Below are 20,088 nucleotides of genomic sequence, written 5' to 3'. Positions count from 1 at the left end.
AAGTATTTCCTCAGAAACGCTGCATACAAACCCATATTATATCAATTTAATTTATTTATTCGTTATTGATAAGTAATAGATTTTTTATCGCACCCTTAACAATTAATAACCAACGTAGAGAACACCTCTCCAGAAGGTGGTACTATTCAATATGAAAACAATAGATAACCTGAATAAAGTCATGATGATTTAATTATTCAAATATGCCTTTACTTCAGGCAAAGTAAGTAGTAGATCCTTTATTTCGGGTATTGAAAGCTGGTTCGTATTATGTGATGTATAGTCATCTATAGTGTTTTGATCTACATCACCATCCAATATATACTTATCATAATTCAGATCTCTATTATCAGCAGGGATTCGATAATATCTCCCCATATCAATAGATTTTGCCATCTCCTCTCTTGAAACAAGAGATTCAAATAACTTCTCACCATGTCTAGTTCCAATAATTTTGGTTTCGGCATGAGGATTAAATAGTTCTTTAATTGCTATAGCAAGATCATGAATAGTACAGGCTGGTGCTTTTTGGACAAAAATATCACCTTGCTTTCCATTTTTGAAAGCATGAATAACTAGATCTACAGAGTCTTCTAAAGACATAAGAAATCTCGTCATAGATGGATCAGTAATAGTAATGGGCTGATTGGCCAAGATTTTTTCAATGAATAATGGAATAACTGATCCTCTAGACGCCATGACATTCCCATATCGAGTTGCACATAGTACTGTCTCGCTTGATAATGCCCTAGATTTTGCTATGAGTACTTTCTCAGCCATTGCTTTCGATATACCCATAGCATTTATTGGATAAACAGCCTTATCGGTACTTAACAAAACAACGCGTTTCACTTTGTTATCAATAGCCGCATTTAGCACATTTTCAGTTCCTGAAACGTTTGTATAAACAGCCTGCATTGGATAAAACTCACACGATGGTACTTGCTTCAAAGCTGCAGCATGAAAAATATAATCAACGCCTTTCATTGCTCTATAAACGCTATTATAATCTCTGACATCTCCTAAGTGAAATTTAACCTTATTATTTGAAAGACGAATTCGCATATCTTCCTGTTTCTTTTCATCTCGACTGAAAATAATTATTTTCTTTACATCAGTATTTAAGAAACGATTAAGAACAGTATTGCCGAACGATCCTGTCCCGCCTGTAATCATTAGAGTTTTATCTTTGAACATTAAACTACCTTATTAACAACGTTGATGCCAATAGAAAAAAAATAAAAAACAAAGTCAAAGCCAACGATACCTTTGAGGACTCAATTGCACACATTCGGATCTGACTTATATTCAGAGCTCTTATCCAAGCGATTGTGGTTGATAACAAATAATAAGATGCATAAGAAAAACACACATACATAATATTATTGTTAATTGAAAAAAACAAAACACACAAAAGGGTAATTATTGTCAAAATTGATGACAACTTTGCTTGAAACTTAAAATCTTGCGCTGTTATGAGAAGAGTATTCGGAATATAACCTAATGCACCTATTGCAACACCAGGAAGTAATACTGATGTATAGCTAATAACCATAGCAATAGAACTATTTCCTCTACCTAACCATAAGTTGATAATTTCTTCTCTAAAAATAAATAAAAATAAAGTAGGAATGAATGTTGCGGAAATAAGGAACAGGGTAAACATTCTTACCGTTTTAATTACCTTATCCTGGTCAAGAAGTGAAAATCTATTTATAACAATCGGCTGAAAATATTGTGACACAGGACCGGCTAAAACTGAAATAGGAGCCATACAAAGAGAACCAGCGAGAAAATATGGAACAACGTCACTAGGCGACATGAAGTGAGATATAATCGGCTTATCTAATTGTGTAACTGATGCTCCTGCAATCCCAAAAAATAGAAGCGGCTTTCCTCTTTTAGCCAATTTTACGACATCAGCTAAATTAACTCTTGGAAAAAAATCACTCAGAGAAAACTGCCTTTGCATAATCTTGGCCCGACAAAAATATCTTACAAAGATCAAATGGACTATGCTGACGCTTAACTGTGAAAAAATAAAGACCTTAATATCTGAATTAAGAAAAAATAAAAACAATAATGTTATTGATGCCCTAAATAAAACCCCTGTTATCTGAATTACACTCGCCAAATAATAAGATTGACATCCTAGCAAGGCAGACTGTGAGACGTTAATTAAAACGAGAGAAAGGAATAAACATACGACGCCTAATGCATCAATTAGATCAATAACTTCCCTGGGAGATATAATAAATACAATAAGAACAAGTAGAAGCAAACAGAAATACAAAATACTCAATAACGTTTCGGCAGCATCAATCGTCGATAAAGCCTCTCTAGTCGTAACCTCACTTGCTGCGATATCTCTGTTTACAATCGTTGACATACCAAAATCTAGCATCATTAAGAATGCTTGGAATGATAAAATTATCGCAACAAGACCAAACTGCTCAGCGCCTAGAAGGCGATTATATAAAGGAAGAAAAAATATTCCGACAAGTACATTGCCAGTTTTACTAAAAAAAAGCAGGCCCATGCTAAAGAGCCTTTTGATAGATTTTTTATTCATATACAACCAGAAGGCCCAAATGTCTTATTAAGATTTGGCATTATTTCCGCAAAAGAAGATATTATCGATTGAAGATCATCCTCCGTTAACCACCAACCGCAAGGGATTGATAATATTTTCTCTTGGATGTACTTTGTATTAGTCAGCTCAACATTACTTTTTGAAACAAAGCAAGAATAGCTATCATTTCTATAATGTAGAGAAGACGCATGAATATTTTTCGACCTAAGAAACCTTAGTAGTGCCTCTCTTTCGTGACAAAGAATTAATAATGTCCAATAACTAGGCTTGCTTCCTGCGACAGGGTTTATAATCTGAATTTCACTATAATGAGATAGCCCATCGATAAGAGTCAAAGTATTTCTGCGGGTACGCTCTAGCTTTAATCCTAAACCTCCTAGCTGGACATACCCAAGTGCAGAGCAATAATTACTCAGCCCCATTGCCCAACCAGCTTCAGGTATGTCAGATTGTGAATTGATCTCACCAAGATCATTTCTAAAGTTTGTATTATCAATTCCATACCGAGATAGCTTTTTAGCCCTAATTGCATCTTTCTTATCTCGACATACGAGAGCTGCCCCATCAAGCGTATTTATTAATCTATTAGGGTAGAATGAATATATAGAAAAATCACCAAAACTTCCAACATTAATCCCATCTAAAGTCGCTAGAAATGCATTATCACAGTCTTCAATCAATACTATATTATGCTTCCTACAAATCTCTGAAATAATTTTTACCTGAGCAGGATAACCTGAAGTATGATATAGAATAACCGCTTTTGTTCTCTCATTAATAGCCAACTCTAATTGAGCTGGATCCATACACACAGATTGCCGCTCAAGATCAACCCACCTGACTGTAGCCCCTAGAGTAGCAATAGATGAATTTGTTGCCATACAGGCGAAAGAAGTTGTTATGACCTCATCTCCATATGAGACCCCTGAAAGATATAATGCTAAGAAAATTGCATTAGACATGTTATTCAATGTGACAACATGCTTTTGATTTAATACAGATTCAAGCCCTCTTTCAAACTTATTAACATACTCTCCTGATGCTATGTTGCCTGAGCGTAAAATTTCAATTGATATATCCTCCATCAATTGGTTATTTTCAGTATGAAAAAGTTTGACTGTCATGGTTTAACCTTTTTTTAACGCATCTAAAATATTCTCTCTATCTTCTTCTTTGACCCACCAGCCACATGGAATATGAATCATCCTCTTATAATAGTAATCTAAATTTGGAAGCGGTATATCAGAGGCGTTAAATATAGAATGAAGGTGATTAGGCTTATGTAGCTTGGATGCACTTACACCAATATCGTTTAAGCACTTCTGAACATTCTGATAGTCATCAGAAAAAATAGTATATAGCCAGTAACTAGGTATAGCACACTTCTCAAATTTAGGTACAGTTAGCCCAGAAACTTGAGGAATATTAGAATCAAAAAAATATCCATTCTCTTTGTGCCTTGCAATTCTGGACTCTATAGCAGATAACTGGGATAGGCCAATAACTGCAGTTACATTCGTCATGTTATACTTATATCCAATATCGGATATATTTAATTCTGACCTTGGTATGCCTTTTTCCAAGCCAAACCATCTAAACCTTTTTGCCTTATTAATTAGGTGTTTATCCTTCATAACTAGGAATCCACCATCAACTGTTGTCATATGCTTTATCGCCTGGAATGAAAAGATCCCAAAATCTCCAATTGTTCCTATCCCCTTATTATCATACTGCGCCCCTAGAGAGTGGGCACAATCCTCGATAACGGGAATATTAAACTCCTTAGATATTTTCATAATTTCACTCATTCTTGCAGGTATACCAGCATAATGAACAACTATGATAGCTTTTGTTTTACTAGATATTTTCTTTCTTATAGAGGATGGAGATAAATTTCCCGATAAAGGATCTACATCTGCAAATACTGGCACAGCCCCCACATGCAATATTGATATATTTGTAGGTTCAGCTGTCATGCTCGTAGTTATGACTTCATCACCAGGAGATACACCAGATAATATCAAAGAGGCATGAAGTGCTGCTGTACCACTACTCATTGCTATTGCATTACTTAACCCGAACATCTTTGAGAACTGATACTCAAAATCGTATACTTTCTCACCTTCAGCGATCATGCCACTATACAAAACTTTTTCAAGTTCTGACATGAGAATTTTCTTATCCGGCATACCAACTTTTACTAGAGGTATCATTTATTTATATCCTGATATATTAGCTTAATTCATTATAATAGAAGCGAGCCTTATTTCCACGAAGAAAATCAACTATCCTTTCTTCTAATTGAAGCCCAGATTTATTATAGACCTTATTCTCGACACATAATTTGGAAACAACTCCATAGCCTTGGTGGGCTAAATACTCATCATAATTTTTGAAAATAATCAATTCGTCAGTACTAGATCTCACAAAAATCTGTTTTCCATCAGCTTCAATTGACATGCTAAGTGTTTCATCACTCGATTCAATATAATCACATAGCCACTCATTTAGAAGCGTCATTTTCTTATCTAAACTAATTGACTTGTAGAATGAAACACCTTTCAATCTTTTTGCAGGAGATCCAGAAACAACTATATTATCTTCGAGATCTCTAGTTATATTAGAACCATTCAAGCAAATAGTCCTGCAACCTATTTTTACACCAGAACCAACAGAGCATGATCCGACTAACCATACATCTTTTTCAAGATGTACTCTATTTGTTGAAAACAGTGTACAGCCTTCTATCAACTCCCCTGCCGCCACATGTGACCAAACCTGGGAATACATACCAACCCTGACTCCATCATCAATTTTCAAACCTCCAGTACCATCTAGAACACAGCTCTGACCAAACCAACAATGCTGCCCTATTTCAACTCCTACACCAGATAAAATCAAGGTATTATCATGAATAGTAGTCCAGTCTCCAATATGGATATCTCCGCCATTAGAAACTATTTTTACACCTTTACCAAACTTAACATAATCGCCTATTATTATTTTTGAATCACTACCAAATCGAATATCAACTACACCATCGACACTTACATTATCAGGCGCTAAAATAACTCCTTCACCTCTCACATCGAAGTTATCTATTTTCATTTCGTCCTCATTTTCTTAAATCTGCTTGAAAAATTAGTTCTATCACAGAATACTATTTTTGTTGGAACCTTATACTTATCTATTTTATTTAAACAGAATTTTCTTATTTGTGACTTCAATTTTCTCGAGTCCAAGAGCTTACCCTCCTCACTTAGCACTATCTCAGTATATACTGTCTGCCCAGTGATTGCGTTAGGGATTCCTTTTACAAGTGCATCTGATATTTCAGGCATTTCCAATAGAATAGACTCTATCTCGGTTGGCAATACCTTTTCTCCACCGATGTTTATTACTTCCTTACATCGGCCAACAATTTTAATAAATCCATCGCTTGAAACTTCAACTACATCTCCCGTTTTAAACCAGCCATCATCCGTAAAGCAATCCATTGATGAATTTAAGTAGCCCATCACTTGAGTCTTACTTTTGAGCCAAAGCTCACCATCAATTATCTTAAACTTTAAATTAGGATCATCAATTCTCATCAATGTTGAGCTTGATGACTTAGAACTAGTTTTTGCAATTCCAGTCTCACTTGTACCAAATGTTTGCAATAGCTTTGCCTTTGGGAAAATTCTTTTAAGCTCTACTAATAGATGCTCTGGCATTGATTCGGTACCATAACTAATCATTCTTATATTAGATAAGTCGTAACGTTTATCTGCCTTACTAATTCTGATAAGGTTTAAAAATGTCGGAGAGGACGGTAAGACCCTAATCTTGTAATCTTGCATTAGAGAACATACAGTATCTACACCTCTATCTTCTGGAATTATCATAGTCGCCCCTGTCAACAGAGCATTCAACAATGTATTAATCCCCCCAATATGATCAAACATGAGAAATAGAAGTATATTAATTGATTTGGATTTCTTGTTTTTATAAGTATCTACAAGGTTATCAAAGTCATGAATCATTGCCTTAGGCTTTCCAGTACTACCACTACTAAACAGTACAAGCCCTGAATGATTCAGATCACGTAATCGATCAATCATTTCATGTCTTGTCGGTGAGTCAACCTCATCAACAATATAACCATTATCCACTATAACTTTCTTATTACAGAATGACTCTTTCAATCTATCATTAATTTCATCATCATGCTTGGATGTAATAGGAACAATTACATTCTTATTCATGTGCAATGATATCAGCAAAGCAATACTTTCAAACGAGTAGTCCGACAAAATTGCAACAACATCACCTTTTTCTATACGACCTGAGATCACATTATTATTGATTTTTATTATTTCAGAATGTAGTTCATCGTAGCTATATTTATTTCCTTTGTACACTATCGCTATTTTGTCATCAAAATTTTTCAATGAATTAATCATAATAATCTGAGCTCAATTTAACATGACTTAATAAAGATCAATCCTAGCACCAACATTTGAGTTATGTCGCTTACATTTATTAATGCTTGCACTTATTATTGATCATGCATTTTATTTAACGTAATAATAGGATAGGGTACAACATATCGCTTGAATAATTAAACCTAGCCTATGAAGGAATATCTATAGATCACGTCATTAATAATATAATGGAGAACGATGAACATTCTCCAACAATGCTAATTATTGACGCCTCCAAGATAAATAACCTGTCCAGTTATAAAATCACTTTTTTTGTCTATGAAAAAATCAATAACATTCTTTATGTCATCAAAATTTCCAAATCTTGGTATAGCTTGCCGAGCTAATAAATCATTAATTTTATTTTTAGGAACAGCTTTTATTAGATCTGTTTCTACTGGCGTTGGACCTATCGCATTTATTGTTATTCCATATGGAGCTAACTCATTAGATATAGTTTGGGTCAAATTTTCAATAGCAGCTTTGCTTGATGCATAAATAGATTCACCTTCTAACCTAAATGCTGAAGCTACTGTTGTATAGTTAACTATCCGACCAAATCCTTTCTTTAGCATAACCTTTGAGACTTCTCTTGAAAATAAAAAAGTTCCAAAATAGTTTGTATCAAATATTTTTCTTGCGACACTCAAAGGTGTTGATAAAAAATGATTCATTGAAGCTATTCCTGTATTGTTGAGCAGCACATCAATACGGGAGTGTTTTCTTTTTACATCCCTGACCATTTTTACAACTGATTTCTCATCAGAAACATCAAGACAATAGTGAGAATAATTTTCATGCATTATGCTCGACTCACCACGACTGCACCCAAAAACAGTATCCCCTTGCTCCAAATAATACTCGGCTAGACTTTTACCTATGCCCTTTCGGGTACCTGTAATTATAATTATCCTATTCATTAATTTCAGTCCTTAATAATTCCTCAATATATTTTGAAAGAGTTCCAACACTTCGAAAAGGTGATGTTCTTTGACTCATAGCTTTCTCATCCGCTAGAGTTAAGTCCACTTCAAAATCTTCGGAGATTCTTTCCTCAAGTTCTGTCAATAGCATAACAACCCCAATACTATCTAGAAATCCTTTTCCACCGAATAATGCTGTATCCTCATTTACTGTATCGATATAACTTGTGTCAACATCATTTTCGTTAATAAAATCACTAACAGTATCAACTACCATTTCGATAACTAATTTCATTATCATTACTCCTCTATTTATTTCCTTAGCATTTAATACATTACTATATGCGGTATTATTTATATCCTCATAAGAAAGACATATTACTACTGCTATAACTGAATTACTATAGTTTCGTAGTTAATTATAATTACAAACAAAATATTTTGTAATTATAATTAAAGAACTAATAATCAGACCAGAAAAAAAAGATAATAAAATTATCATTAATCGTCTGGGGCCTATTTTTACATCTGGAACAACTGCTTTATCAATAGTTTTAAATACATACTCATTTTGAGCTTCAGCCAGCATCAATTTCTTTGTTTGCGACTCAATTAATTGATAGAAGACTGTTTGCATATCCGAGATTGAAGTTTTGTTTAATTGCTGCTCAAGGTATTGAATATTACGCTTAGATGAATCAATATCTTTCATTTTCATCCACTGATTCAAATCTATTATCAGCCAACTGACCCACTGCTTGGCTATGTAAGGCGATATGCTATTGATAGATATAGTAACAAATCCAGTTTCTTTATCTTTATTTACACTGAGCATATTACTTAATGTCTTGTATGCATCTTGATCTGTCGGTTTACTAACTGTTTCATTACCAATGGATCTTCCTACCCAGTTATTAGATTTTGCATTATAGATAGCAGAGTTAAAGATGATTTTGTTATCTGACTTGTCCCATTTTTTTGCTGCCATCAGCTCTGGCAGTAAATGGTGCTGATGGATAAAGTGAGTAATAAACTCTCGTGATTGTAAGGTTGCAAGCGCTAGTTGAGTTTGGTCGCCACCACTACCACCTCCCAGATCGATACCAGCTAAAGATGCTAAACCTCCGTATTTAGAAGCTAATGAGCTCATCTGATTTTGCTGCTGCACTGGTGCCAGCAATGCTGATGACTGGTAAAGATTTGGAAGCATCAGACTGTAGATCACACCAGCTATAGCAAAGATAAACGCACAGGCTATGATGACCAACTTGCTCTTCCAAAGAACACCAAATAACTCTCTAAGATCGATTTCAACATCCTTTTGTTGCTCAATAGGTCCAATAGCTTGTTGAACCGGAACATAGATGATCTGGTTTTCCTTCACTGATTCATTCATAAACATCCTACTTACGGGTCAGGCCGAGATTGTCATGTGAATGATGCCTGATTACCTCTGCTCAGACATATTTTAAGTTTCTACAAATAAAAAAGTGACCCATTGCCTAAAAACAATGAGTCACTGAAATCATCATAAGCATGACCTACTTAATAACGCAGTCCATGCTTACTCAGTTAGTCGCTGATTGCCTTATATGCTACACCAATCTGATACAGCATCTGGGTTGCTGTGCTGGCAATACTCAGCTTATCCAGGTAGTTGCTATTGATTGGTACAACAATGGTATCACCTGGTTGCAATTCATCATTCTTACGGCTGAACCAATAAGAGTTGTTTGGCAGCATCACAGATCCGTTAGCTCGGATCACATAGATGCGATCGTCATCAGCTTGAGCCTTGGTACCACCTGCCTTATTGAGATAATCACTCACGCTCTCACGAGGGTCAAACACAAAGCTTGCAGGGAATTGTACTTGGCCTACAACACTGATTACCTTCTGCTTCACCGGCACATACAGGAGATCTCCACCTTGGAGCATCACATCATCCTGCTCGTTTCCTTTGAGGATGGCTGGCAGGTTGATGACCAAACGTCCAACCGGTTTGGCATTTTGCAGCTCGTCAACCACCTTCATCGCTTCACTTGGTGAGGATGGATATTGGGCTACACTGGTTTGACGACGCAGAGTTAGCTGAGCAATCTCTTGCTCCATCTGCTTTTTCATCATCTCGATCTGAGATGCTTCCTGCTCTTTAAGGCTTTCACGGCTTAGCACTGCGCCCTGTGGATATGCAAAACGAGTGAGACCGCCAGCACGCTTTATCACATCATCCAGAGTCTCCCCCTGCTGGATGGTGTATGTACCAGGGAACTTCACCTCCCCTTTCAAAGTTACACTGCTCTCTTCTCGCCACTCAGGCTTGGTAAAGATATTCACTCTGTCCTTAGACTGAAGCTCGAAATCACCCCCAACCTTAGAGTTAAGGCTAGTCCCAAGATCAAAGCGCTTATGGGTGATCTGCTGGCGACCATTCACTATGGTCACCCGGCTCATCTCGGCAGTATTAAGATCGGCTGACTCCTCGAGGCCTCCGGCAGCTCTCACTAGATCACTTAGCCGCTCACCAACACTAAGTGGATATACCCCGGGGTACCTCACCGCACCGCTGATCTCAATGATCTGCACCGGTTGATTGATATTCGCCTGCAGGCGCAGCTCTTCAATAATCGGATCCAATAGAGCATTACGGGAATAATCGGAGATCTGTTCACTGGTCGTCTTTTGCTCCAACGAGGTCAGGCTAAGCTTTTTGATCCCGTTATCCTGCAGCTGCTGGAGTCTATCCTGCCCGGATGATTGGGCTTGGGAATTAGCTTGCGCCTGGTATTGGCCCTGCTGATACTGACCCTGCTGACCCTGCTGACCCTGCTGACCCTGCTGACCCTGCTGACCCTGCTGACCCTGCTGACCCTGCTGACCACTGTATGCACTATGCTTCTGATTACCTGTTGCTTGATTATTATCACTATTGCTCAGATCAGAGTTATCATCGCTTTGATTGCTGCTGGCCCGAGCCTCACTGAACACCAGGATCTCATCTTTATTGCTAAGCTTCAGATCATCCTTACTACCCTTGTTTAAGATGGCATCCTTAAGGTTAAACTGGTAAGTCTCGATATCGCCCTGCAGGTTGATCTTACGCACCAGCAGTGCGTAATCCAGATCTGTCCCTTGAGTAAGCGAAGAGTTAATTGACGTTAACAGATCGGAAACTCGTATCCCCTTGTGATACTGGTAGACACCAGGACGAACGACTGCTCCCTTGAGCTTGATGTAACTGGTGAGCTGAGAGCTCTGCTTTTTAACCTTAAGCTGGTCACCGTTTTCGATTCGGAAACTGCGGTCGCTCTTATTAGTCAGGTTCAGGGTATAGACCTTAATACCCGAGTTAGTCTGTCGCTTAAGCGCAATATCATTTTTAGCACCCTTGGCTTTGATACCACCGGCATTGGCAATCGCCTGGGCAAAGGTCTCTTTACCCTTGAGTTCATAGATGGCAGGGCGCTGTACCTGGCCGCTGATTGCCACCGTCGGCCCCTTGGCGGGGATAAACACCACATCACCGGCCCGAAGGCGAATATCACCCTTAGAGTTACCCTTAAGCAGCATCTGGTAGAGATCAAGATGCTCAACCAGTTTGCCGTGACGTTTGATCTCAATATTACGCAGTGAGCCAACTGTGTCGATCCCCCCTGCGGCAATCAGGGCTTGTGATACTGTGGTCAAGGCATTGACGTTATAGGCTCCGGGCTGATAAGCATCGCCCAAAACAAATACCGGGATGGTACGAAGTGAACCCAGGCTCACTGCAATATCCACCCCAATCATCTGCTTAGCAACTCGCTCCTTCAGGGACTTTTTCAGCTCACTAAAGGTTTGCCCTGCAACAGAAATCGGCCCGAGATTCGGAAAGTCGACTTCTCCTGAACGGCTCACATCTAATGAAAACTGCTGATTTTCCTTGCCATAGAGCTGGATCTTAAGCTCATCGCCCGGGCCAATCATATAATCATCAGGAACCGGAATATCATTTAGAGGTGTGCTGCTGGTTGGCTGGCCTGCAAACACATCATAACCAAAGGGTTTTAGCTTTTTATCCTGATAGGGAGAGGCTTTCTGTGTATCGCTACGCTGACTATTTTTTTGGTAATCAACCTGCCTTTGCCCTATGGTTGGGACAACAGGTTGCTTTTGCTGTTGTCCATCAGAAGACCCTGTTGCCTGAAACTGGCTGAGATCAACACCATATTGCTGGGCTAAGGCCTTTTGCTGTGATTCCGGCAGTTTTTGAAACTCGGAAATCTGCTGAGCACTGGGGGTAAAGGCCCAAGTCGTGTTAGAGATTGCCGTCAAGCTACACAGCCCCAACATGGAGATCTTCGCATAGCGGATGATCTGTCTTATTGTTATCCTTTTCATGCTTCCCATCTACTCCTAAAAGCGAAAGTCCCAGCCAATCCACATACCCAGGCGATCATCATCAGCATGCTGAGTACGATAATCGGTGCCCAAATGAAGTTGCCCCTTCCATAGCGGCAACTGATATTCCAAAGAGGTTTGATAAAAGATAGATTCTGTTTCAGGGTTAATCCGATGAACAAACAGTTGCAATTGATGCTCGTTACTAAAAAGAAGATACCCCCGGCTGACCACAGGGTTGCCAGCCGCTGATCATTGATGGTCCGATCCTCATTGACCATCAGGTTGGGGTCATCATCATTAAGCAGCCAGTAATCATCGTGAAGCTTTTGCCGCTCGAATACCAGGTGGGCCTGTTGCCCTGCTAAGAACCAGCTGGTCTCATAACCATAGAGGTAACTTGAAAGTTTGGTCTGTTGCTGGCCGCTAACTATCTGGCCATAAATCCCCTGGCTCACCTCTCCCATACTGGGAAGCTGAATCCGCATATCCAAACTAGTCTGCCGCCTTGCCGTGTCTTCCTGGTCTGTTATGACTTTGGGAAACTCGTCATAACGGGCTTGCCCGGACGCCCCCCAGTAGCTCTGAAACGACCCCCCTAGCTCCAACCACTGCCATGGTTTCGAGCTAATCCTGCTGGCCCACAGGTAATTATTGGGGCTGGTCGAGTCGAGCTGCCCTACTAAGCTGATGAAGGACCAATCACCCAGTATAGGATTTTGTAAACCAAACCAAGAGGTAGATATTGCAGGCACAGCGTTAGAATTTTGTGACCAACTGAGGCTTGATTGCCAGCCAGGCCCCCACCAACGCTCCAACTCTCCCACAGCAACAGTCAGCGAGCCATTGGCAATCGCGGCATAGCTTCCCTGATAATTAAATTTTTTGTCGCCATCGGTCTGCTTGGCATAGTTTGCATTCACCCGAAATGAGAACTTGGCATCTGTATGTTCATAGCTTGAATACACACCCCACTCATCCCGGGCAAAAGAGCCATAACCCAATCGATAAGGAGCCTGGGTGGTACTCAGCATCTTAAGTCGTGAGGTGCCCCTACCAAGACGTGCATCATTGTAGTAATGCTTTACATACCGATACGCAAGATTCAAATAGTCTGGAAGCTTGAGCGGATCTATTTTTTGCAGATCATCATTAAGCAAGGCCCACTGCAGCGGAAAGGTGGTGAGCGGAGCCTTGATGTAACCCGCATCAGCCAGCTGCTGCAGGTTAACCCGCAGCATTGGATCATCCGGCTCAACCCAGGGAGAGGCCTTAGCAACATGTATATTCAAAAAAGCGAACGCAATGAAAGAGGCTTGCCAACAACGCACTCAGATATCCTTATTCTCTTAGACTTGATGGTAAGACTAAGCTGCTCCAGCAGGGAGTAAATACAATGCTCTTCCAAAGACTGGAAAGCTATACCACTTATTCAGGCACGCTACCGCCCCGAGGTTTCAGCTCCCCAATGCTGTCGCAAGTACCAAATGATTACCTTGTAAATATCTCAGGAAAAACAAACCTTGGGATTACAGCAAACTCCCGGGCTTATTGCCAGCCTTTACGGAGGGGCGATTAAAACGACGAATAAGCTTAGTCACTCGCCAGATGTGTCGGATCGCTAGGTTATACAGCACAAACAGGACTAAAAAGCTCAACAACATCACAGGGGCTGGAATATCTTGCATCTCACCTGTCAGGCCGATACAAGCCAGAAGGGCAGACATCACACAGATCACTAACAGGGTTTGCCCTGAAGTGAAGCCAGCACGCAACAGAATATGATGTAGATGGTTACGATCTGGTTTGAAGGGAGATTGACCCTTTTTAATCCGCCGCGCCATGATAGCCACCATATCCATCAGGGGAATAGCGACCAGCCATAGAGCGGTGACTGGACGCATTGTTGTATGAGTTCCCTGCGTTGCCTGCATCAGCAGCCAGATCACGCTAAAACCGATCACCATGCTCCCAGCATCGCCCATAAAGACTTTGAACTTACGGCCCCAGGGGATCCCAAGGTTGAGCAAAATATAGGGGATAGTTGCAGCGATGAAGGCAAAACAGAAGGCTGCCAGTTGATGAAGGCCAGCCATATAAAACCAGTAGCCCAGTCCAGCCAAGGTTACGCTCGCTAACCCACCAAGCAGGCCGTCGATACCGTCAACCATATTGAATGCATTGATGGCACCGATAACACCTAACACAGTGACCAGATAACCGATTCCACCGATGCGAAGATTGAGCTCTCCGAACCCTAAAAGATTTCCAAAAGATTTAAGCCATAAATTGCCGACAACCATCATGACTACAGTCACGATCAGCTGGATCAGCATCCGACTCTTGACACTCAGATCGAACCTATCATCCAGTACCCCGACGATAAGTAGCACCAGGGCACAGCCAAAATAGAGAATCGAGCCAGGTGTAGAAAAGGAGGTAAGTACCAGATAACAGGTCACTCCGATGAAAAGAGAGATACCACCAACTAAGGGAATGGAACCCTTGTGCTTTTTTCGCCCACTGGGTTTATCAAGCAGACCGACACGCCGTGCGACTTTGCGCATGACAAATAGCGAGATCAAGGAGATCAAAAAAACGAGGAGTAGTCGTACAACGTCCATGTAGTTAAACTCGAGTCCAGAGGGCTGGGTAAAGCATTTTAGCGAACCTTTTATAACACAGTTTTACTATCGGGTAACCCATACTTGCTGTTTCTCCTGCTTTTTGGTGATATAACCAGCAACTACGGAACAATTATAAGGACAATAATGACTCGCCTATCCCTCGACAAGGAGCAGCTCAAGGTGGTGCTGCTAGAAGGAATCCATCCCAACGCCAGCGAAATTTTCAAACGCGAAGGTTACCACAATATCACCACTTTGTCCGGTAGTTTACCCCCTAAAGATCTGGTAAAAACCCTCAAAGATGCGCGCTTTGTCGGCATTCGCTCGCGAACTCAACTTACTCCCGAGATTTTGCGCCAGCTGCCCAAGCTTGCGGGGATCGGTTGCTTCTGCATTGGCACCAACCAAATCGCTCTCGATGCAGCACAGCTGATGGGGATACCTGTATTTAATGCACCATTTTCCAACACTCGCAGCGTAGCAGAGTTGGTATTGGGCGAGATTTTACTTCTAATGCGCGGCATTCCAAAGCAAAATATGCTCACCCACCGGGGGATTTGGGATAAAACCGCCCGTAATGCGGTTGAAGCACGAGGCAAGACCCTGGGGATCATTGGCTATGGCCACATAGGAACCCAGCTCGGAGTCATGGCCGAGAACATCGGGATGAAAGTTTGTTACTACGATATTCAGAATAAACTATCGTTGGGGAACGCAACCCAGATCAGTTATCTCAATCAGCTTCTGGCAATCTCGGATGTGGTGTCACTGCATGTGCCAGAAACTGAGCTCACTCATCAGATGATAGGCGCCCGCGAGCTTTCCCGGATGAAACCTGGTTCAATCCTTATAAATGCGGCGCGGGGCCATGTAGTGGATATCGATGCCTTGGCGGAAGCCCTGCGCGCTGAACATATTGGTGGAGCAGCTATCGACGTATACCCACAAGAGCCAAAGGCCAATGGCGACCCATTTGATTGCCCGCTACAGGAGTTTGATAATGTGATCCTGACTCCGCATATCGGGGGATCAACCCAGGAGGCGCAGAAGAATATCGGAACAGAAGTTGCTGAAAAACTCACCCGCTACTCTGACAACGGTACGACCCTTTCAGCCGTAAACTTCCCTGAGGTCACCCTACCCCCTCACAACGATGCCTGTCGGCTGCTGCATATCCACCACAATCGTCCGGGTGTGTTAACGGCTATGAACCATGTGTTTGCCGATTCCGGAATCAATATCGCCGCCCAATACCTGCAGACCAATGCAGATATCGGTTATGTAGTCACGGATGTTGAAACAGAAAATGGGGAACAGTTGCTTACTCAACTGAAACAGATTGAAGGGACTATCAGGGCGAGGATCTTGTATTAGCTCTCCTTTTCCAAAGGAGCAAACTTCGAGGGCGGTACAACCACATGCTGTCGCCCTATGAGCTATTTACATTGTTTGGCCTGGGCCCACTAATTTGTGCCTGCAGCACATTGTCGCTACCGAGCAACAACGGGAAGAAGGTATTGCTTGTCCAATACCCTCTTCACTCTCAAGGACACCCCGAAATTTGCTTCATCCTCAAGTTTCAAATTCGCAAAGGTACAGACAAACAGTGCGTCCATGAACTGATTGTCTTTTTACTGCATCCATGCCGCTTACCCTTTGCTCCTATTTGAAACTCTCAGAGCAAATAGACGGGGCCCTTAAACCAAGTATGGAAGCACGGAGGAGGTCTTTTCATGGTTATTCTTTAAGCTTAAACACCACCTGAATAGAATCACTGAAAGTAATATCGTTTTTAACGTAAGTGTTAGTCTTTGCTTCCATCGCCATCATATTCATTCCATAGCGAGGCATTGGGCCAGGGGTGGCCTGAGGCTGATATTCAATCGCGTAAACCTTACCCAATTTGGCATCATAAGAGCGAGCCAAGAGACTCGCCTTATGTTTAGAGTCTTTGATCGCGAGCTGCAGAGCCTTACGCTTTAGCTTATCTGCCTCTTTCACACCATAACTGATCCGGTTGACTTGATTGATCCCTACCTTGAGAGCACTATCGACCAACTTGCTGAGATCATCGAGCTTATTGAGCCGAACCGTCAATTGCCGGGTCGCTCGGTACCCTGTCAGCTCACGGGGCTGATCCTTAGGGTAGCGATATTCAGGATTGGTGATGAGATTCCCCGCTTCGATATCGGTTTTAGCAATCCCCAACTGTTCTAATTCAGTGAGGAATTTCCCAACTCTCTCGTCTACCTGTTGTTTGGCTGCCAAACTCTCTTTATTGGATTGTGTGACTGAAAATGACAGAGTTGCCATATCCGGCGCAGCTTTGACTTCGGCATAGCCACTGGTGATCACATGGGGTGCCTCGGGAACATCGATGGCATGGGCGGCAAGAGGAAGAGTCGAGCTTAAGGCCAGCAGGGCTGCCAACATCATTTTTTTCATGGTTACTCCTTGGTGGTTTTTCTTCTCCATCAGACACCCCCCACTGTAACAAGTTGCAACCAGTTTGGCATCACTCTCCCAGCTTGGCTGATATCTGAGATCCCCATGCAGAGGCACATCAGCCAATAATATAAAAGTTCACTCTCTATCCTTCTTGATCTTTAATCCGCATTTCCAGCAGTAATCTGAGGGAAGGCGCCAAGAGAGTGGAGATATCCCTCTATAAATTTGAGGCACCCGGCATGAAGAGTTTGGGCACCTGAGTGAAATTATATAACCACATACAAATATGAAGTAAATTAGTGCCGTAAAGTAATGCCATGTTATAAAGGTTCCATCTCTGTCATCATCTAAAACCAAATGGACAGTTATCAAGACAGCCTGAACAACCCACAAAATGAAAAATCGCAATCTCTGAATATCCATAATAATGAACACCCATTCACTAGGAAAAGAAATCAAGAAAATAGCCACCAATTTTCATTATTAGCATTACATTTACCTTTCACCTGATTCTTGTAGTTCTTCCATTCAATTAAAACATTTTTTAAATTGATATCACTATCTATTGTTACTCTATTCCACTCGGTACTAACTGGTATATTTCCAGTCAAAGATAAGTATACTTTTCTGCCACCAATAAAAGTATTCCCATCATATAGTAATTCTGTATTTACACCACGACCTATCAAGTTTGCTGATATTGAGCCACTCGGGAATAGCCTCTTGACTTCCCTTCTTATTTCGAGAATGTCATTAAAGTCAACTCCCAAAACCATAGATGTCACATCTAGTTGTAAGCTAGCCCCTGACGTGACAGCTGATATAGGTTTATCTAGATAAATACTATATACTCCATCAAAAATTGATATAGGTGATGCTGTTAATAGCACCATCTTAGAAAAGATAAGTGCCATCATGAAATCCTTCATCCAATCTCCTTATTATGCTTGTATTTCTCAACATCTTCTATTAGTTGAGTAGTACGATTTATTCTATCACTCTCTTAAGAACCCGTTTAGTTACCGAATAATCTTATCCATAAGTCCTAAATAAAAAACCCAAAAATAAAAAACACGCCACTGACAATCAATGGGATTATAAATATAATAATAAAAAGTTTCTTATCTTTATTGCATTCGAGAACCCTAATCCCATTGTGAATAGTGAAAACTGTCATTCCGATCAAGCAAAAAACCCCTTTTTCTAGGTTCCCGTCAATCCACCAGGTGCTAGCGATGACTCCCGCTAGTATCATGCCGATAGCAATGCCGAAAGATAGCAGACGAGACAATAAGACTTCGCTTGGCATAAAACGCTTATGTTTCATAATAAACCTTTCTTGCCTCAATCCGAATTTATGAACACTACACCGCAAGCCTTAGCTACAGATTCAAGTTTTTCTAACTCATACATCTTTATATTTACTTCTATTTCTCTACCATCTTTTAAACAAAAAGCAGCTCGAAATGGAGGCTTCCATATACGAGAAAATCCCCCCTCAAGAGGTGAAACAATTCTAATATGGTCAAGTTCACTGATTTTAAATGTTTTCGTACTTCTCAAGATACTAGCTATACAGCAATAGTTATTAGACACTTCGATCCTATATCCTTTAATTAAGATAAAAACAATCACCCATAATTGAGATAACCCTATGGCATGAATTAAAGAAATCTCATCGTTCATTACCAATTGAAACAGTAGGATATAAAGAAAAGTAAATGGTGACAGACATGCTATATATAGCTTTGCATAGTTTTATTATCAGGCCGCCATCCTTACCAGAACCCATATTATGACTCCTTATTATGGAGTTAATTACTTTTTAAATTCACTCGTCGATAGCAAAATATTCTTTAACACGTTTATTTATAACGAAATAGCAGACCACAGCGAAACCTATAAACATTTCAAATATGAACTGATACAGCCACATTCCATTCAGAGTCTTTATTGAGTCAACAAGTAATGGTGACAAACAAACGATAAACCACCCGCCACTATATAGTAATATAGACGCCCTAATCTTAAATAGCATCATGATTGAGCCCAAAAAAGTAGGGAACATACAAAGCACGATTAAAAATTTGGTAAGGGCTTCAACTTCCAACCCTCTTTTAACCCCATCAAATCCATACACATAGTCAGATGATACAGAATACAATGCAATAAATGGCCCAAGTAAACCTAGCAAAACTAGATACCTCATAAGTAATGGCATTCCCCAAAAATTATTTATTATCTTCATAATAGCCACCCTATCACTTCAAACCCTGCCATTCCACCCATAAAAGTCACTTTAGTAAAGATATTAACCCAATCAGTGCTAGCACGGTTTATTATTCACTCCCCATTATCTAAAAAAACCAAGCATCTTCAACTTATTTAGGTAGACATTTTTAAAGACAACATATCCGGGAACTAACGATAAAATGTAGAGAATTATATAAAGGAGCGTGTAAAGGAAATTATTAACAAACTCAAGCCTCCAGTTCTCCATAATCTTGAATGATATAATCACTGGAGATATAAGTATAAGCGAAAAGAAAAAGTACACAACGATTGCTGAGATATTTCTGACAATAACATTAGATTTTCCGATATAACACAGAGAACCCCCATAAAGTATGAAGGATATCAAGAAAATTATT

At 40.4% G+C, this 20,088-nt stretch carries 18 protein-coding genes; 1 reads left to right on the top strand and 17 read right to left on the bottom strand.

From position 1 onward, the window contains the following. Positions 1–189: 189 nt before the first annotated feature. The 12 genes from DB847_RS05780 to wecA all read right to left on the bottom strand — a co-directional run bounded on the left by DB847_RS05780 (position 190) and on the right by wecA (position 14,929). The gene (locus DB847_RS05780; RefSeq protein WP_108649838.1) at positions 190–1,197 is read right to left on the bottom strand and encodes a polysaccharide biosynthesis protein; all 1,008 of its coding nucleotides are present in this window, start codon (positions 1,195–1,197) and stop codon (positions 190–192) included. 4 nt (positions 1,198–1,201) lie between these two features. Next, complete coding sequence (locus tag DB847_RS05775) at positions 1,202–2,572, bottom strand: lipopolysaccharide biosynthesis protein (protein WP_108649837.1); 1,371 nt, start codon at positions 2,570–2,572, stop codon at positions 1,202–1,204. Beyond that, positions 2,569–3,717, bottom strand: a complete 1,149-nt coding sequence (locus DB847_RS05770; RefSeq protein ID WP_108649836.1) for a DegT/DnrJ/EryC1/StrS family aminotransferase — start codon at positions 3,715–3,717, stop codon at positions 2,569–2,571. The genes DB847_RS05775 and DB847_RS05770 overlap by 4 nt, the downstream gene beginning before the upstream one ends. Before the next feature lie 3 nt (positions 3,718–3,720). Further along, on the bottom strand, positions 3,721–4,806 hold the full coding sequence (locus DB847_RS05765) for a DegT/DnrJ/EryC1/StrS family aminotransferase (protein ID WP_108649835.1): 1,086 nt from the start codon (positions 4,804–4,806) through the stop codon (positions 3,721–3,723). 19 nt (positions 4,807–4,825) lie between these two features. After that, a complete protein-coding gene (locus tag DB847_RS05760; protein WP_108649834.1) occupies positions 4,826–5,701 on the bottom strand; it encodes an acyltransferase in 876 nt (291 codons plus the stop codon). After that, positions 5,698–7,038, bottom strand: a complete 1,341-nt coding sequence (locus DB847_RS05755) for an ANL family adenylate-forming protein (RefSeq protein WP_108649833.1) — start codon at positions 7,036–7,038, stop codon at positions 5,698–5,700. The genes DB847_RS05760 and DB847_RS05755 overlap by 4 nt, the downstream gene beginning before the upstream one ends. 239 nt (positions 7,039–7,277) lie before the next feature. Continuing rightward, the gene (locus DB847_RS05750; RefSeq protein ID WP_108649832.1) at positions 7,278–7,979 is read right to left on the bottom strand and encodes an SDR family NAD(P)-dependent oxidoreductase; all 702 of its coding nucleotides are present in this window, start codon (positions 7,977–7,979) and stop codon (positions 7,278–7,280) included. After that, positions 7,972–8,277 carry a hypothetical protein gene (locus DB847_RS05745; protein WP_199911737.1) on the bottom strand — a complete coding sequence of 102 codons (306 nt, stop codon included), beginning with the start codon at positions 8,275–8,277 and terminating at the stop codon, positions 7,972–7,974. The genes DB847_RS05750 and DB847_RS05745 overlap by 8 nt, the downstream gene beginning before the upstream one ends. Positions 8,278–8,397: 120 nt before the next feature. Further along, positions 8,398–9,378 (bottom strand): Wzz/FepE/Etk N-terminal domain-containing protein, encoded by a 981-nt coding sequence (locus DB847_RS05740; protein ID WP_159084419.1) that lies wholly within the window; start codon positions 9,376–9,378, stop codon positions 8,398–8,400. Positions 9,379–9,554: 176 nt separating this feature from the next. Next, complete coding sequence (locus DB847_RS05735) at positions 9,555–12,362, bottom strand: SLBB domain-containing protein (RefSeq protein ID WP_159084418.1); 2,808 nt, start codon at positions 12,360–12,362, stop codon at positions 9,555–9,557. Continuing rightward, positions 12,359–13,693 carry a capsule assembly Wzi family protein gene (locus DB847_RS05730; RefSeq protein WP_108649829.1) on the bottom strand — a complete coding sequence of 445 codons (1,335 nt, stop codon included), beginning with the start codon at positions 13,691–13,693 and terminating at the stop codon, positions 12,359–12,361. The genes DB847_RS05735 and DB847_RS05730 overlap by 4 nt, the downstream gene beginning before the upstream one ends. Positions 13,694–13,891: 198 nt before the next feature. After that, the gene (gene wecA, locus DB847_RS05725; protein ID WP_234418523.1) at positions 13,892–14,929 is read right to left on the bottom strand and encodes a UDP-N-acetylglucosamine--undecaprenyl-phosphate N-acetylglucosaminephosphotransferase; all 1,038 of its coding nucleotides are present in this window, start codon (positions 14,927–14,929) and stop codon (positions 13,892–13,894) included. 201 nt (positions 14,930–15,130) lie between these two features. Between wecA and serA the strand changes: the two genes are divergently transcribed. Next, entirely contained in the window at positions 15,131–16,363 is a 1,233-nt protein-coding gene (gene serA / locus DB847_RS05720; protein ID WP_234418595.1) for a phosphoglycerate dehydrogenase, read from the top strand. 363 nt (positions 16,364–16,726) lie between these two features. Here the strand turns inward: serA and DB847_RS05715 are convergent, their stop codons facing one another. The 5 genes from DB847_RS05715 to DB847_RS05700 form a co-directional block, all read right to left on the bottom strand. Continuing rightward, positions 16,727–17,434, bottom strand: coding sequence for an oxidative stress defense protein (locus tag DB847_RS05715; protein WP_159084417.1), 708 nt, complete (start codon positions 17,432–17,434; stop codon positions 16,727–16,729). Positions 17,435–17,892: 458 nt separating this feature from the next. Further along, positions 17,893–18,366: a hypothetical protein gene (locus DB847_RS05710; RefSeq protein WP_108649825.1), complete on the bottom strand. Its 474-nt coding sequence runs from the start codon at positions 18,364–18,366 to the stop codon at positions 17,893–17,895. Positions 18,367–18,482: 116 nt separating this feature from the next. Further along, complete coding sequence (locus tag DB847_RS05705; protein ID WP_108649824.1) at positions 18,483–18,764, bottom strand: hypothetical protein; 282 nt, start codon at positions 18,762–18,764, stop codon at positions 18,483–18,485. Between the two features lie 17 nt (positions 18,765–18,781). Continuing rightward, positions 18,782–19,123 (bottom strand): hypothetical protein, encoded by a 342-nt coding sequence (locus DB847_RS24250; protein WP_159084416.1) that lies wholly within the window; start codon positions 19,121–19,123, stop codon positions 18,782–18,784. A gap of 145 nt (positions 19,124–19,268) precedes the next feature. After that, positions 19,269–19,685: a hypothetical protein gene (locus DB847_RS05700; RefSeq protein WP_108649823.1), complete on the bottom strand. Its 417-nt coding sequence runs from the start codon at positions 19,683–19,685 to the stop codon at positions 19,269–19,271. Positions 19,686–20,088 lie beyond the last annotated feature (403 nt).

Source organism: Dongshaea marina, assembly GCF_003072645.1.
GTDB classification, from domain to species: domain Bacteria; phylum Pseudomonadota; class Gammaproteobacteria; order Enterobacterales; family Aeromonadaceae; genus Dongshaea; species Dongshaea marina.
This window is presented reverse-complemented; position numbering and strand designations above follow the sequence as displayed.

Excerpts from the sequence above, each read along its gene's own strand:
- DB847_RS05750 (WP_108649832.1), bottom strand. The coding sequence starts at position 7,979 with ATGAATAGGATAATTATAATTACAGGTACCCGAAAGGGCATAGGTAAA.
- DB847_RS05735 (WP_159084418.1), bottom strand. The coding sequence starts at position 12,362 with ATGAAAAGGATAACAATAAGACAGATCATCCGCTATGCGAAGATCTCC.
- DB847_RS05700 (WP_108649823.1), bottom strand. The coding sequence starts at position 19,685 with ATGAAGATAATAAATAATTTTTGGGGAATGCCATTACTTATGAGGTAT.
- DB847_RS05705 (WP_108649824.1), bottom strand. The coding sequence starts at position 18,764 with ATGAAACATAAGCGTTTTATGCCAAGCGAAGTCTTATTGTCTCGTCTG.
- DB847_RS24250 (WP_159084416.1), bottom strand. The coding sequence starts at position 19,123 with ATGAACGATGAGATTTCTTTAATTCATGCCATAGGGTTATCTCAATTA.
- DB847_RS05760 (WP_108649834.1), bottom strand. The coding sequence starts at position 5,701 with ATGAAAATAGATAACTTCGATGTGAGAGGTGAAGGAGTTATTTTAGCG.
- DB847_RS05765 (WP_108649835.1), bottom strand. The coding sequence starts at position 4,806 with ATGATACCTCTAGTAAAAGTTGGTATGCCGGATAAGAAAATTCTCATG.
- wecA (WP_234418523.1), bottom strand. The coding sequence starts at position 14,929 with ATGCGCAAAGTCGCACGGCGTGTCGGTCTGCTTGATAAACCCAGTGGG.
- DB847_RS05710 (WP_108649825.1), bottom strand. The coding sequence starts at position 18,366 with ATGAAGGATTTCATGATGGCACTTATCTTTTCTAAGATGGTGCTATTA.
- DB847_RS05770 (WP_108649836.1), bottom strand. The coding sequence starts at position 3,717 with ATGACAGTCAAACTTTTTCATACTGAAAATAACCAATTGATGGAGGAT.
- DB847_RS05715 (WP_159084417.1), bottom strand. The coding sequence starts at position 17,434 with ATGAAAAAAATGATGTTGGCAGCCCTGCTGGCCTTAAGCTCGACTCTT.
- DB847_RS05775 (WP_108649837.1), bottom strand. The coding sequence starts at position 2,572 with ATGAATAAAAAATCTATCAAAAGGCTCTTTAGCATGGGCCTGCTTTTT.
- DB847_RS05780 (WP_108649838.1), bottom strand. The coding sequence starts at position 1,197 with ATGTTCAAAGATAAAACTCTAATGATTACAGGCGGGACAGGATCGTTC.
- DB847_RS05740 (WP_159084419.1), bottom strand. The coding sequence starts at position 9,378 with ATGAATGAATCAGTGAAGGAAAACCAGATCATCTATGTTCCGGTTCAA.
- DB847_RS05755 (WP_108649833.1), bottom strand. The coding sequence starts at position 7,038 with ATGATTAATTCATTGAAAAATTTTGATGACAAAATAGCGATAGTGTAC.
- DB847_RS05745 (WP_199911737.1), bottom strand. The coding sequence starts at position 8,277 with ATGAAATTAGTTATCGAAATGGTAGTTGATACTGTTAGTGATTTTATT.